The 14,083-nt window shown below is 64.8% G+C and carries 10 protein-coding genes; 5 read left to right on the top strand and 5 right to left on the bottom strand.

Annotation, left to right across the window (positions count from 1 at the left end; all coding sequences use genetic code 11):
* Nucleotides 1-457 precede the first annotated feature (457 nt).
* The 5 genes from AC0L30_RS41095 to AC0L30_RS41115 all read right to left on the bottom strand — a co-directional run bounded on the left by AC0L30_RS41095 (nucleotide 458) and on the right by AC0L30_RS41115 (nucleotide 7,019).
* Nucleotides 458-1,069, bottom strand: a complete 612-nt coding sequence (locus AC0L30_RS41095) for a sigma-70 family RNA polymerase sigma factor (RefSeq protein WP_018456005.1) — start codon at nucleotides 1,067-1,069, stop codon at nucleotides 458-460.
* A 409-nt stretch (nucleotides 1,070-1,478) separates the two neighbouring features.
* Entirely contained in the window at nucleotides 1,479-2,213 is a 735-nt protein-coding gene (locus AC0L30_RS41100) for a response regulator (protein ID WP_007597984.1), read from the bottom strand.
* 10 nt (nucleotides 2,214-2,223) lie between these two features.
* Nucleotides 2,224-3,969: an ATP-binding response regulator gene (locus AC0L30_RS41105; RefSeq protein WP_007597982.1), complete on the bottom strand. Its 1,746-nt coding sequence runs from the start codon at nucleotides 3,967-3,969 to the stop codon at nucleotides 2,224-2,226.
* Entirely contained in the window at nucleotides 3,939-5,969 is a 2,031-nt protein-coding gene (locus tag AC0L30_RS41110; RefSeq protein WP_007597974.1) for a sensor histidine kinase, read from the bottom strand. Before AC0L30_RS41110 ends, AC0L30_RS41105 begins: the two co-directional genes overlap by 31 nt.
* 54 nt (nucleotides 5,970-6,023) lie before the next feature.
* Complete coding sequence (locus tag AC0L30_RS41115) at nucleotides 6,024-7,019, bottom strand: TRAP transporter substrate-binding protein (protein ID WP_473406649.1); 996 nt, start codon at nucleotides 7,017-7,019, stop codon at nucleotides 6,024-6,026.
* A gap of 185 nt (nucleotides 7,020-7,204) precedes the next feature.
* Between AC0L30_RS41115 and ugpB the strand changes: the two genes are divergently transcribed.
* From ugpB to AC0L30_RS41140, 5 genes are all read left to right on the top strand, one after another.
* Entirely contained in the window at nucleotides 7,205-8,545 is a 1,341-nt protein-coding gene (gene ugpB / locus AC0L30_RS41120; RefSeq protein ID WP_473406652.1) for a sn-glycerol-3-phosphate ABC transporter substrate-binding protein UgpB, read from the top strand.
* A gap of 190 nt (nucleotides 8,546-8,735) precedes the next feature.
* Nucleotides 8,736-9,683 carry an aminoglycoside phosphotransferase family protein gene (locus AC0L30_RS41125; RefSeq protein WP_473406650.1) on the top strand — a complete coding sequence of 316 codons (948 nt, stop codon included), beginning with the start codon at nucleotides 8,736-8,738 and terminating at the stop codon, nucleotides 9,681-9,683.
* 395 nt (nucleotides 9,684-10,078) lie between these two features.
* The gene (locus AC0L30_RS41130) at nucleotides 10,079-11,701 is read left to right on the top strand and encodes an ABC transporter substrate-binding protein (protein WP_473406651.1); all 1,623 of its coding nucleotides are present in this window, start codon (nucleotides 10,079-10,081) and stop codon (nucleotides 11,699-11,701) included.
* A gap of 238 nt (nucleotides 11,702-11,939) precedes the next feature.
* Entirely contained in the window at nucleotides 11,940-12,953 is a 1,014-nt protein-coding gene (locus AC0L30_RS41135) for an ABC transporter permease (protein ID WP_007597968.1), read from the top strand.
* A gap of 9 nt (nucleotides 12,954-12,962) precedes the next feature.
* Entirely contained in the window at nucleotides 12,963-13,862 is a 900-nt protein-coding gene (locus AC0L30_RS41140) for an ABC transporter permease (protein ID WP_354127039.1), read from the top strand.
* Nucleotides 13,863-14,083: the final 221 nt, after the last annotated feature.

Below are 14,083 nucleotides of genomic sequence, written 5' to 3' on the forward strand. Positions count from 1 at the left end.
TTTTGGGTGTCGGGGGGGGGGGTGCGGCGGGTGGGCCCGCCAGGGGGGGGGGGCGCGCCCCCCCCGCTTTGGGGGGGTGGGTTTGGGGGGGGGGTAGCCCAGCAAATGGTCTATCCGTCTGGCATCATGCCGCGCGTACAAGTCGAGAGAGTCCCCGTGTGGGCCCCTCTCCCTGCCCCTCCCCCACAAGGGGGGAGGGAAGGAGAGAGACCGCCCGCCTCACTCAAGCGCACCGCCGCAGCCGTCCATCCCCAAACACAAAACGACCCGGAGGGGGGCATCCCGTCCGGGTCGTTGGAGGTCTTGGGAGGTTTAACGAAACCGTATGTGAGCTTTATAGGAGGGAAGTTTTTCCGCCTGATGTTGTGCTTTGTTTCAATTGTTTCGTCGGCGGTAACACTTCCGTGTCCGGGACAGGGCCAAAACAGATGTCCTATCCCATTGAAATATCTGAACTTCAGGCGGCGAAGCGCTCGACGCCACAGCCCTTAAGCAATTCGGCGAGTTGCTTGCGGGCGTAGAACATCCGGGTCTTCACCGTGCTCTGCGGGATGCCGATGATCTGTCCGACCTCCTCCACCGACTTCTCATGATAGTAGACCAGAGTGATGATTTCCCGATGCGCGGGTGACAGCTTCTGAACGCAGGCGCGCAGGATCGCGCTGGTGTCGCTGCGGTCGAGCGAGGTCTCCGGCGTGTCGCAACCATCGGCGATCTGGCGCACGTCTTCCTGGTCGATGTCCTCGAAGCGACGCTGGCGCATCGCGGTCAGCGCCTTGAAGCGGGCGATCGAGAGCAGCCAGGTCGAAACCTGCGAGCGGCCCTGGAATTGGCCGGCGGTCCGCCACACGTCCAGAAACACCTGGCTGACGAGGTCTTCCGCCGTGGTGGCGTCGCGCACGATCCGCAGGATGAAGCGGTAGACGCGCACATTGTGCCGGCAATAAAGGATGTGCATGGACGTCCGGTTGCCGTCGGCAATGCTTTCGAGAAGCATGTCGTCCGAGGTCGCCTGAGCGGCAATGATGCTCTGGCTGGCTTGGGCGTTGATGGCGATCACGTTCGGCATTGACTTGGCTCCCCGTAGCGCCGCAACCGAGCGGCGTTTCCTTCGACCAAAGTGTTAATGAGCCAACGTTTCGGGACGTCTGCACGAAAAGGGGAAAATGGTTTCGTGCGCCGCCAAATTGTTTCGTCGGATTAGTCGCGACGAAACATTCGGGGCAAAAAAGCGTGGAATTTCAATGTACGGAAAATACGGGGTGGGGATGAGGCGACAAGCGGAGGCGCCGGGAACGTATTTCGGGCTTTTGCGTTCGCGCTCCCGTGTCGTCCTGGACAAGGGAGCAAAGCGAGCGCCGATCCAGGACCCATTACCCCAGGGAGACGTTTTGCGACGACTGGCGATCACCAGCCGTGTGCCAAATTAGCCGTCGGGGTAATGGCTCCTGGCTTTCGCCAGGACGACAATGGGGCCGCTACGCCTTCTCGCCCGCCGGCGAGAACAGATAGCCGCCGCCGCGGATGGTGCGGATCACGGCGGGTTTTGCCGGATCGGGCTCGATCTTGCGGCGGATGCGCATGATGCGCAGATCGACGGCGCGGTCGAAGGCTTCGGCGTCGCGCGCGTTGGCCAATTCCAGCAGGCGCTCGCGCGACAGCACGCGCTTCGGATTGGCCGCGAACACTTTCAAGAGCCCGAACTCGGATGCTGTCAGCGGGTGCTCGTTGCCCTCGTCGTCGCGCAAGGCCTGCGCTTCGAGATCGAGCCACTTGGTCCCGAACCGCACCAATTGCTCCTTGTCCGATTTCGCAGCCGCCGTTTCCGCCACCGCTTTCGCCGGCGCGCTCCGGCGCAGCACCGAGCGGATGCGCGCCATCAGCTCACGCAGCTCGCACGGCTTGGCCACGTAATCGTCGGCGCCGAGCTCGAGGCCGACGACGCGGTCGATCGGGCTCGCCGTCGCCGTCAGCATGATCACCGGCACGTTGATGCGGCTCTTGAGGTCGCGGATGATCGAGAGCCCGTCTTCCTCCGGCATGTTGAGGTCGAGCACGACGAGGTCGGGCATGCTGCCGTCGATCGCCGTACGCAAGGACTTGCCGCCGTCGCACAGCGTCACGGTGAAGCCGTGCATCTTGAGGTAATCGCCGACCATCTCCCGGGCCGGGGCCTCGTCGTCGACGATCATGATGTGCTGGCTTTGGGTCATGGTCCTGAGATCACGGAATTTCGGTCGCGGGGAGGGTGATGGTGAAGGTCGAGCCCTTGCCGGGGCCCTCGCTCTCGGCGGTCACCTCGCCGCCGTGCATGTCGATAATACGCTTGACGATGGACAACCCAAGCCCGGTCGAGCTCTCACCGGCGGTCGGTTTTGCCGACAGCCGCTGGAACCGGCCGAACAGGCGGCCGAGATCCTCCGGCGACAGGCCTGCGCCCTCGTCGCTGACGCGGACGATGGTGTCGCCGCCTTCATGGCTGACGATGACGCCGATCTTGCCGCCGATCGGTGAGTATTTGATGGCGTTGCTGATCAAATTGTCGATCGCCTCGCGGATGCGGTCGGTGTCGCACATGGTGACGATGTTGACGGGCGCGGTGACGCTGATCGCCTGCTGCTTGTTGACGGCGAGCGGCTGGTTGGCCTCGGCGACCTCCTTGACCAGAGCCGCGACGTCGACGGGCTCGCGGCGGATGGTGATGTCGAAGGCATCGGCCATCGCGTCCGAGATCAGATGATCGACCATCGTGGTCAGGCGCTTGGTGGCATCGCGGATGTGATCGACCTGGGCCACCACGCCGCTTGACGACGCGCCGGTCGAGATCAGCTCCTTCAGCATCTCGGTGCGGCCCAGGATGACGCCGAGCGGATTCTTCAGATCATGGGCAACGGTGCCGAGGATCTCGTTCTTGAAGCCGTTGGCGCGCTGCAGCCGCAGCCATTGCGCCGAGAGGCGGCGGTTGGCCTGCATCAGCGCGCGGGTGCGCTGGGCGACGCGGTCTTCCAGCTGGGTGTTGGCGGCCTGGAGCTGCTGGTAGAGGATGACGTTGTCGAAGGCGATCGAGAGCCGGCTGGAGAAGATCTCGACCAGCGAGCGGTCGGTCTCGGACAGCTCGCGCTCGGCCTGCAGCAGCACCACGACCTCGCGTCCGCTTCCGGTGCGCAAATAGATCACGCTGCGGTGGTCGGCGAATTCGTTCTTGCGGCCCTGGAAAGCGGCTTCCACCATTGCGCGCAGATCGGGGTCGAGCGCCTTCGACGAGGTCGTGCCGATGAAGCGGCTGTAGCAGCCGCTGCCGGCGAGCACCGAGAGCTCGGGGTCGATGCCGCCATTGTCGCGCAAGACCAGGATGCCGGCGCAATCGACGTTGAGCAGCGAGGCGAGCTGGGTCAGCACGCCCTCGGCGAGCCGTTGCATCGACTTGAAGTCGTACAGCGTGGAAGCCGCGTCGATGATGATCTCGAGCCCGCGCCGGGTTTGCAGCATGCGCTCGAGCTGCTGGTAGGAGCGCAGCGCCGCGGTCAGCGATGTGAACAGCTTGTCGGCGGTGAGCTCGGTCTTGGCCTTGTAGTCGTTGATGTCGTACTGCACGATCACGCGCCGCTCGGGCGCCTGGCCGGGCTGTCCGGTGCGCAGGATGATGCGCACGGTCTCGTTCTTGAGCTCGTTGCGGATGTACTCGACCAGCTCGAGGCCGGCGACATCAGTCTCCATGATGACGTCGAGCAGCACGGCAGCGATGTCGTTATGCGCGGCCATCAGCTTGCGACCTTCGGCCGCGGAATGGGCGGAGAGGATCTCCAGGCCCTGGCCGTTGAGATTGTAGTCGGACAGCGCAAAGCGCGTGCCGTCATGCACGGCCGGATCGTCGTCGATGACGGCGATCTTCCATTTCCGGGCGTCAACATCCTCCGATGCGGTACCGGTGTCGTCGATCAGGTGGAGGACATCGTCCTGTTCGGCCATTGAGAAGTCCCGTCAGTCTCTGTGCTTTGCCCGCCGCCCCTGGCGACCCGGGGCATGATAATGCGAAATGTAGTGCCTTGTCCCAGCTTGGATTCCAGCATCATGCGACCGCCGAGCTGCTGGGTGACGAGGTTATAGACGATATGGAGGCCGAGTCCCGTGCCACCTTCATTGCGCCTGGTGGTAAAGAATGGGTCAAAGGCCTGGCGCTGCACGTCGGAGGTCATGCCGGCCCCGTCATCGGTGAAGATGATCTCGACGTCGTCGGCCCCGCGCGGCCGCGCCGAGATCGTGATCGTGCCGGCGCGGCCGTCGGCAAAGGCGTGGTTGGCGGCATTGAGGAACAAATTGGTCAGGATCTGGCCGTAGGAGCCGGGATAGCCATCGAGCAGCAGCCCCTCGGGCATGTCGACATGGAGCGTGATCGGCGACCGCTTCAGCACCGGCCGCAGGCTCGCGATGATCTGGTCGGTGGCTTCGCTGAGTGAGAACTGCCGCCGCTCGGCATGGGAGCGGTCGACCGCGACCTGCTTGAAAGACTGGATCAGTTCGCCGGCGCGCTGCAAATTGGCGACGAGCTGCTGCGAGGCGTCGCGTGAGGACTGCACGAATTCTTCCAGCTGCGAGCGGCGCAGGCCGCCTTCACCCTTGAGCTGGGCCTCGAAGATTTCGGTGCGCCGGGCAAAACTCGACGCAACGGTGAGGCTGATGCCGATCGGATTGTTGACCTCGTGCGCAACGCCGGCGACGAGGCCGCCGAGGGCTGCGAGCCTCTCGGCATCGATCAGATTCTGCTGCGCGGCGTTGAGCTCGAGCAGTGCACTCTCGGCTTTCTCCTTGGACGCGCGCAGCTCGTCCTCGGTCTGACGCTTCGCGATCGCGTTCTCGCGGAACACTTCCACCGCGCGCGCCATGGCGCCGACTTCGTCGCGCGCGCGCGTGCCCTGCACCTCGCGGCCGAGGTCGCCGAGCGTGATCGCGCGCATCGCCGCCATGATCTGCTGCAGCGGCAGCCGGATCGACAGCGCGATCAGCACGCCGGCGGTGAGGATGATGCCGAGGAAGATCACGGCGATGGAGAGAACACGGCGGGAGATGTCCGCTAGCGTGCGGTCGAACGTCTCCTGGGCCTTCTGCTCGCGCTGGCGCATCTTGGTGGAGAGATCGTCGATGGCGCCGATCGCCTCGGCCTGGTTGGCGTCGATGGTGTTGCGCAGCAGCTCGGTACGGTTCGTGAGCTGCTCGGAGAGCTTTGCAAAGCCTTCGCGCAGCGCGGCGGTCCGGGCCGCGAGTCGTCGCAGCGCCATGCGCTGGAGGTCGTTGTCGGCGAGATCGATCATCACGGGGATGGTCTTCTCGATCGTCTCGGTGTTGCGGCGGGCGTCGTCGGCCGCACCCGATGACAGCGACAGATAGTAGGAATTGGCCGCGACCAGCATCGCGGTGAAGGCCTCGCGCGACTTGCCCAGCGAAGGCCAGATCAGCGCGTCGCGATGGCCGGTGGCGCCTTCGATGATGGAGTAAAGGCCGGCCATGTCCCTGGCCGGTCCCTGCACCTGATCCTCATAGGTCCTGGCGATGGTGGCTTGCACGCCGCGCAGCTCGCCGAAGCCGTTGAGGAAGCGGTCGGTGGTGCGCTCCAGCTCCTCGACCGAGCCCGACAGCATCGGGTCCTTGGCGGCTCGGTTGCTCAGTGTCCCCAGCACCGCCTCGCGCAGCAGCAGGATCTCGGCGAACAAATCGGGGCTCGGCTGGTTGATGTAGCGGTGGATCAGATTGTGCAGCCGCCCGGTCTCGCTTTCGAGCAGCGCCAGGATCCGGTCGGATTCGCGCACCTGGCGCACGTCGTCCCAGGCCGAGCCGAGCACCTGCGAGCCGTTCCAGATCAGCCCGACCAGCACGATGACCACGGCGGAGTTCAGCGCCGCGATGGACAGGATGCGCCAGCGGATCGGCACGGCCCGGAGCATGCCGACCAGCCGCGCGCGCAGCCGCCCCATCGGGCCCGGCGACCTGTCTGCGTGCTCGCTGTGTCCAAGCCCGGGCAAGTGGCCTCACTCCACCTTGCGAATGCGTTCGATCAGCGCGGCCGCGGCCGGATCCTGCCCGGCCTTGGCGTAGATCGCGACCATCGCGTCTTCGAACGGCTTGCGGTCGATATCCCTGACGATGGTGACGTCCGCTGCTTCCGCCTTGCGCTGCGACTGCTCCTCGAGGTCGCGCCATTTCTCGCGCATGAACCGGCTGGAGCGCTGCGCGGCTTCCCTGAAGATGGTCTGGTCGTCGGCCGACAGGCTTTTCCAGGCCTTCAGCGAGATCACCAGCACTTCGGGGCTCATCGTGTGCTCGGTGAGGGCGAGATAACCGGCATGCTTGTAATGGTCCGTCGTCACGTAGGATGGCCAGTTGTTCTCGGCGCCGTCGATCAGGTGGTTGGCAAGCCCGGCAAGCACCTGCCCATAGGGCATCTCGACCGGCTCCGCGCCGAGCGCGCGGATCATCTGGCTCATCAACTCCGACTGCTGCACCCGGATCCGCAATCCCTTGAGGTCCGCGACGCTCCGCACAGGCCGGGCGCCGTTGTAGATCGACCGCGCGCCGGAATCATAGAAGGCGAGGCCAACGAAGCCATATGGCTCGAAGCTGCCGAGGATCTCGCTGCCGATCGGCCCGTCCAGCACCTTCTGCATGTGCTCGATGGACCGGAACAGGAACGGCATCGCCAGCACGTTCATCGCCGGGACGAAATTGCCGATCAGCGCCACATTGGTCCGGTTGAGGTCGATCGCACCGACCCGGGTCTGCTCGATGGTCTCCTTCTCCTCGCCGAGTTGGCGGGAGTGAAACACCTTGACCTCGTGCCGGCCGCCGCTGCGCTCGGCGATCAGGGCGCCCATGTAGCGCAGCGCCTGCACGGTCGGATAATCCTCGGTCTGGGTGTCGGCCGCGCGTAATTCGCGCGCAGCGGCTCCCGTCGCGCAGATGGCGATCAGAAGCGCGACGAAAACCACCCCGGTCCGCGAGCGTTCGGCACGGTTCAACACTGGCACACTCAACCCCTCAGTGGTGGAGTCTATGGCGGGAGGAAAAGGTTCAATGCAATCTAGCAGATGGTCGTGGGAAGGCCATCCCGCCCGGCGCAGCGGCGTGATTGTGCGGCGCGGCCGGGGCTCATTCCCGGTTGAAACCGCAAATGCCGCGCCTTAAGCAGGGACAGCCGCTTTCGTCGTGCGGCATGGAAAGAGCCATCGTGACTTCAGCATCGCGCCTTTTGCAGGTCGTCGCCGCCTTTGCGGTCCTCTCATTGGCCGCACCGGTGCGGGCCGCGACCGACATCGCGTGGTGGCACGCCATGTCCGGCGAGCTCGGCCGGCAGCTCGAGAAGCTCGCCTCCGACTTCAACGCCTCGCAGCCGGATTATCGCGTCGTGCCCTCTTACAAGGGCAGTTACACCGAGACGGTGACGGCCGCGATCTTCGCCTTCCGTTCGCGCAGCCAGCCCGCGATCGTCCAGGTCAACGAGGTCGCCACGGCCACCATGACCGCGGCCAAGGGCGCGATTTATCCCGTGTTCAGCCTGATGCGGGACATGAGCGAGCCGTTCTCGCTGAATGACTACCTTCCCGCCGTCTCCGGCTACTACACCGATGCGGCCGGCAATCTCTTGTCGTTCCCGTTCAATTCGTCGACGCCGATCCTCTATTACAACAAGACCATGTTCCGCGACGCAGGCCTCGATCCGGAGACGCCGCCGAAGACCTGGCCGGAGCTCGGTGCTGCTGCGAAACGCCTGCGCGATCGCGGCGCGGCGTGCGGCTTCACCACGTCCTGGCCGTCCTGGATCCATGTCGAGAATTTTTCGGCGTTTCACAATCTGCCGCTGGCGACGCGGACCAACGGCTTTGCCGCGCTCGATGCGGAGTTGACCATCAACAATCCGTCTCTGGTGCGTCATGTCGCCGAGCTCAGCGAGTGGCAGAAGACCAAAGTATTCGATTATAGCGGCCGCGGCCAGTCGGCCGAGCCGCGCTTCCAGAACGGCGAATGCGGCATCTTCATCGGCTCCTCGGCGACGCGCGCCGACATCAAGGCGAACTCGAAGTTCGAGATCGGCTACGGCATGATGCCGTATTGGCCCGACGTGAAGGGCGCGCCGCAGAACTCGATCATCGGCGGCGCCACCCTATGGGTGCTGCGCGACCGGCCGCGCGAGGAATACAAGGGCGTGGCACGATTCTTCGCCTATCTGTCGCAGCCCGGCGTGCAGGCCGCATGGCACCAGAACACGGGTTATCTGCCTGTGACCCGCGCCGCCTTCGAGCTGACGCGCGCGCAAGGGTTTTACGAGCGCAATCCCGGCTCGGCGATCTCGTTCGAGGAGATCACGCTGCATCCGCCGACGGAGAATTCGAAGGGCATCCGGCTCGGCTCCTTCGTGCTGATCCGCGGCGCGATCGAGGACGAGCTGGAGCAGGCCTTTGCCGGCCGCAAGAGCGCGCAAGCCGCGCTCGATGCCGCGGTCGAACGCGGCAACAAGATCCTGCGCCAGTTCGAGCGCGCCAGCCCGGATCGGTAGCGGGCGCTGAGCGCACGCCTCGTCCTTCGAGACGCCCGCTGGCGCGGTCTCCTCAGGATGAGGCTAAGCGGCTTCGCTGCCCGCCAAAATTGTTGTCGCGCACTCCGTCCTCATCCTGAGGAGCCCGCCAAAGCGGGCGTCTCGAAGGATGGGCCGCGGGGAAACTACTCTTGAAATGCATTAGGTTACGATGTCGATGTTACTCCCCCACTTCGCCGACGCCGAGAGCTTTCGCGCCTTTCGCGCCGACCCTCCGCGGTGGCTGCCGATCGCGCTCGACATCGCCCGCAGCCACGATCTCGATGTCAGCGCGCCGCACGTGTTTACCACCGGCACCAATCTCGTGGTCGGGCTCGGCGATCGCTTGATCCTCAAAATCTTCCCGCCGCTGCTCCGCGCGCAGTTCGTCTCCGAGCACGGCTCGCTGACCCAGCTTGCCGGCCGCCTCCATCTGCCGATCCCCGAGATCGTCGCCGAACGCGAGCGCGACGGCTGGCCTTATCTCGTCATCACGCGCCTTGCCGGCACGCTCGGCTCGGAGGTCTGGCCGTCGTTGCCGGAAGCGCAGAAGGAGCGCGTGCTGCGCCAGATCGGCGAGACCATCGCGTCCGTGCAGCGCGCGCCGCTCGGTCCGCTCGCGCAGATCCAGCCGCGCTGGGACGACTTCATGCGCGCCCAGATGCAGGGCTGCGAGGCGCGCCACACGCGTCTCGGTCTTGCGCCGAAATTCCTCGCCGGCCTTGACGATCTCCTGCGTGACGCGGCCGCGCTCATTCCGACGGATGCGCCGCCGGTGATCCTGATCGGCGAATATATTCCGGAGAATTTTCTGCTCGCCTGTCATGACGATCAATGGTCGCTCGCCGGACTGTTCGACTTCGGCGACGTGCTGGCGGGATGGCGCGACTACGATCTGCTCGGCCCCAGCGCCTTCATGGCCGCGGGCCGGCCGGGGAGGGTGCGCAGCCTGCTCGAAGGCTTTGGCTACGCCAAGCCCGACTTCGCGCTCAAGCGCCGCCTGATGGCGCTGATGCTGCTGCATCGCGCCAGCGACCTCAACAGCCACATCTGCATCGAGGGCTGGCAGGACAAGGCGAACGATCTGGTCGAGCTGCAGGAGCTGATCTGGGCAGAGTAATTCACCGCTGCCGACCTCATCAACACTGTCGTCCTGGACAAGCGCAGCGCTGATCCAGGACCCCTTACCCCAGGGCGGGGTTTTGCGAAGACTCGTGGTTGCCAGCTTCGCGCCGCAACTTCTCCCTGGGGTAATGGGTCCTGGCTTTCGCCAGGACGACGGCGGTTCAATAAGCCGCCCGCCAAACAAGCGAAGCTCAATTCAGCTTATTTTATGAGCAAATGCGCATCTTTGTATGCAACGTCCCAAATGATTGGCCCTTGATCGACGGTCCGGTCAATGGCTGTTTCATGTAGATATATCAGCGGCTTATGCCGGTTTAAACTCTCATTAAGCCTTGGCACGAACCTTGCGAATCCAGTTCCAACCAGAAAACATTGTGTTGGAGCCATTTCATGAAGCGCCGCGATTTCCTCAAGTCCGTTTCCGGATTGGCCGCAGGTGCGGCGCTTCCGGCCATGCCGTCCGTGATCTCGTCGGCCATGGCCGATGCGCGCTCGGAGACGCTGCTGATCGTCTCGGAAGGGGGCCCCAACAATCTCGACATCCACGGCGTCGGCACCAATGTGCCCGGCTATGAGGTGTCCTGGAATTGCTACGACCGCCTGCTCAGCCACGAGATGAAGACCGGCCCCGGCGGCGTGCCCTATTACGACCGCGACAAGTTCAAGGGCGAGCTCGCCGAGGACTTCAAGATCGACGACAAGTCGGTCACCTTCAAGCTGAAGAAGAACGCCAAATTCCACGACGGCGCGCCTGTCACCGCCAAGGACGTGAAGTGGTCGCTCGACCGCGCCGTCAGCGTCGGCGGCTTCCCCACCTTCCAGATGAGCGCGGGCTCGCTCACGAAACCCGAGCAGTTCGTCGTGATCGACGACTACACGGTGCGTGTCGACTTCCTGAAGAAGGACAAGCTGACGATCCCCGATCTCGCGGTGATCGTGCCCTGCATCATCAATTCCGAGCTGGTGAAGAAGAACGCCAGCGAGAAGGATCCCTGGGGTCTCGAATTCACCAAGCAGCAGACCGCGGGCTCCGGCGCCTACAAGGTGACGAAGTGGACCGCCGGCACCGAAGTGGTGATGGAGCGCAACGACGATTGGGTCGGCGGCCCCTTGCCGAAGATCAAGCGCGTGATCTGGCGCATGGTGCCGCAGGCCGGCAATCGCCGCGCGCTGCTGGAGCGCGGCGACGCCGACATTTCCTATGAGCTGCCGTTCAAGGACTTCCAGGAGATGAAGGCGAGCGGCAAGCTCAACGTGGTGTCGCTGCCGTTCTCCAACGGCATTCAGTATATCGGCATGAACGTGACCAAGCCGCCGTTCGACAATCCCAAAGTACGTCAGGCGGTCGCCTGCGCGATTCCCTATCAGAAGATCATGGACGCGGTGATGTTCGGGCTGGCGAACCCGATGTTCGGCGCCGCCAAGGACAAGCCGACCGAAGTCGCCTGGCCGCAGCCGCACAAATACAACACCGACATGGACAAGGCGAAGGCGCTGCTCGCTGAAGCCGGTTATCCCAATGGCTTCGAGACCACGATCTCGTTCGACCTCAACTTCGCGGGCGTCAATGAACCGCTCTGCGTGCTGGTGCAGGAGAGCCTGGCCCAGATTGGCATCAAGACCACCATCAACAAGGTGCCCGGCGCCAACTGGCGCACCGAATTGAACAAGAAGGAGATGCCGCTCTTCACCAACGTGTTCTCGGGCTGGCTCGATTACCCCGAATACTTCTTTTACTGGTGCTATCACGGCAATAATTCCGTCTTCAACACCATGAGCTACAAGTCGGCGGAGATGGACAAGCTGATCGATGGCGCACGCGCAGCCGCTGCGACCGGCGACACCGCGACCTACGACACCGACGTGAAGGGCTTCGTCGACCTCGCCTACAGCGACATCCCCCGCATCCCGCTGTACCAGCCCTTCGTCAACGTCGCGATGCAGAAGAACATCAGCGGCTACCAATACTGGTTCCACCGGAGGCTGGATTACCGCGCGATGGCGAAGGGGTGAGGGGGATGGCGGGCGCTGTCCTTCAGAGTGAGGTGAGCACGCTCTTCGGGCTCCCTCCCCCCTTGTGGGGTCCGAGGCGAGCGAAGCTCGCTCTCGAGGTTGGGGAGAGGGGTAGCCACAACCTCAGACCTCTCACGGAGCCACCCCCCTCCCTAGCCCTCCCCCACAAGGGGGGAGGGAACGCAGTGGAGCGAGCCGCGCGAGCGTGCTCACCAGCGCAGCCCAGGAGGAGCACCCCATGCTGACCATGATCGGCAAGCGCCTGATGTTCGCGATTCCCTCGTTGATCGGGGTCGTCATCGTCACCTTCCTGCTGACCCGCGCGCTGCCGGGTGATCCCGCCGCGTATTTCGCAGGCCCCGCCGCGACGAAGGAAGCCGTCGAGCAGATCCGCAAGAAGCTCGGCCTCGACAAGCCGCTGATTGAACAGTTCTTCCGTTACACCAACGATCTCGCCCATGGCGATTTCGGCAACTCGCTCACGACGGGCCAGCCGGTCGCGGCCGAGATCCGCAACCGCCTGCCGGCCTCCGCCGAGCTGACGCTGCTCGGCCTCATCGTCTCGATCGTGATTGCGATTCCGCTCGGCGTGCTGGCGGCGACGCGACCGGGATCGTGGGTCGATCATCTCTGTCGTGTGACGACGACCGCCGGCGTCTCGTTGCCGGTGTTCTTCACAGGTCTCGTGCTGGTCTATGTCTTCTATTTCCGGCTCGGCTGGTCACCCGCGCCGCTCGGCCGGCTCGATGTGTTCTACAGCGCGCCGCCGACGGTGACTGGCTTCTATCTGATCGACACCCTGATCGCGCGCGACTTCGAGGCGTTCCGTTCCGCATGCAGCCAGCTCATCCTGCCGGCGACGACGCTTGCGATCTTCTCGCTGGCGCCGATCGCGCGCATGACGCGCGCCTCGATGCTGGCGGTGCTGTCGTCGGAGTTCGTGCGCACCGCGCGCGCCAGCGGCCTGTCGCCGGCGACCGTCATCGTCACCTACGCCTTCCGCAACGCGATGCTCCCCGTCATCACCACGCTGAGCATGGTGTTCTCGTTCCTGCTCGGCGCCAACGTGCTGGTGGAGAAGGTGTTCGCCTGGCCCGGCATCGGCTCCTATGCGGTCGAAGCGCTGATCTCGTCGGACTTCGCGCCGGTGCAGGGTTTCGTACTGACCATGGCGGTCATGTACGTGCTGCTCAATCTCGTGATCGACATTCTTTATGGGGTGATCGATCCGCGCGTGCGCTTGGAAGGGTAGGGGGACACAATGAGCACCGTTGCGCCTGCTGTTGAACCTGTCGGTCCCGCGCGGACCTCGGGATTCGTCGCGCTCCTCGACCAGACCCGCTACGTGCTCGGCGAGAACAAGGTCACCGGTTTTGCCTTCGCACTGCTGATCGTGATCCTCCTTGCCGCGATCTTCGGTCCCTATGTGGTGCCGTATGACCCGCTGGCGTCCGACACCGCGGCGTCGCTGAAGCCGCCATCGGCCGCGCATTGGTTCGGCACCGACCAGTTGGGCCGCGATATCTTCAGTCGCGTCGTGGTGGCGACGCGGCTCGATACGTTCATCGCGGTCGCCTCCGTCGTCCTGGTGTTCCTGATGGGCGGGCTCGCCGGCATCGCGGCCGGCTATTTCGGCGGCTGGACCGATCGCATCGTCGGTCGCATCGCCGACACCATCATGGCGTTCCCGCTGTTCGTGCTCGCCATGGGCATCGTCGCAGCCCTCGGCAATACCGTGCAGAACATCATCCTGGCCACGGCAATCGTGAACTTTCCGCTCTATGCCCGCGTCGCGCGCGCCGAAGCCAATGTCCGCCGCAACGCCGGCTTCGTGCAGGCCGCGCGTTTGTCCGGCAACGGCGAATTCCGCATTCTCCTCGTGCATATCCTGCCAAACATCATGCCGATCATGATCGTGCAGATGTCGCTGACCATGGGCTATGCCATCCTCAATGCCGCCGGTCTCTCGTTCATCGGCCTCGGCGTCCGTCCGCCGACGGCGGAATGGGGCATCATGGTCGCCGAAGGTGCCGGCTTCATGGTGTCAGGCGAATGGTGGATCGCGCTATTCCCGGGCCTCGCTCTGATGATCGCCGTGTTCTGCTTCAACCTCCTCGGCGACGGCCTGCGCGACATCGTCGACCCCCAGCGGAGGACGTGATGGTGATTACGAATTCCGCTGTATCGCTCCCTCCCCCCTTGTGGGGGGGGGGGGGGGGGGGGGGGGGGGCCCCGCGCGGGGGGGGGGGGGGGGGGGGGGGGGGGGGGGGGGGGGGGGGGGGGGGCGGGGGGCGGGGGCGGGGGGGGGGGGGGGGGGGGGGGGGGGGGGGGGGGGGGGCGGGGGGGGGGGGCGGCGGCGGCGGGGGGGGGGGGGGGGGGGGG

This window comes from Bradyrhizobium sp. MI1.11 (assembly GCF_055811255.1).

Coding starts and splice junctions, on each gene's coding strand:
- AC0L30_RS41140 (WP_354127039.1), top strand. CDS start 12,963: ATGAGCACCGTTGCGCCTGCTGTTGAACCTGTCGGTCCCGCGCGGACC.
- AC0L30_RS41095 (WP_018456005.1), bottom strand. CDS start 1,069: ATGCCGAACGTGATCGCCATCAACGCCCAAGCCAGCCAGAGCATCATT.
- AC0L30_RS41105 (WP_007597982.1), bottom strand. CDS start 3,969: ATGGCCGAACAGGACGATGTCCTCCACCTGATCGACGACACCGGTACC.
- AC0L30_RS41135 (WP_007597968.1), top strand. CDS start 11,940: ATGCTGACCATGATCGGCAAGCGCCTGATGTTCGCGATTCCCTCGTTG.
- ugpB (WP_473406652.1), top strand. CDS start 7,205: ATGGAAAGAGCCATCGTGACTTCAGCATCGCGCCTTTTGCAGGTCGTC.
- AC0L30_RS41130 (WP_473406651.1), top strand. CDS start 10,079: ATGAAGCGCCGCGATTTCCTCAAGTCCGTTTCCGGATTGGCCGCAGGT.
- AC0L30_RS41125 (WP_473406650.1), top strand. CDS start 8,736: ATGTCGATGTTACTCCCCCACTTCGCCGACGCCGAGAGCTTTCGCGCC.
- AC0L30_RS41110 (WP_007597974.1), bottom strand. CDS start 5,969: ATGGGGCGGCTGCGCGCGCGGCTGGTCGGCATGCTCCGGGCCGTGCCG.
- AC0L30_RS41100 (WP_007597984.1), bottom strand. CDS start 2,213: ATGACCCAAAGCCAGCACATCATGATCGTCGACGACGAGGCCCCGGCC.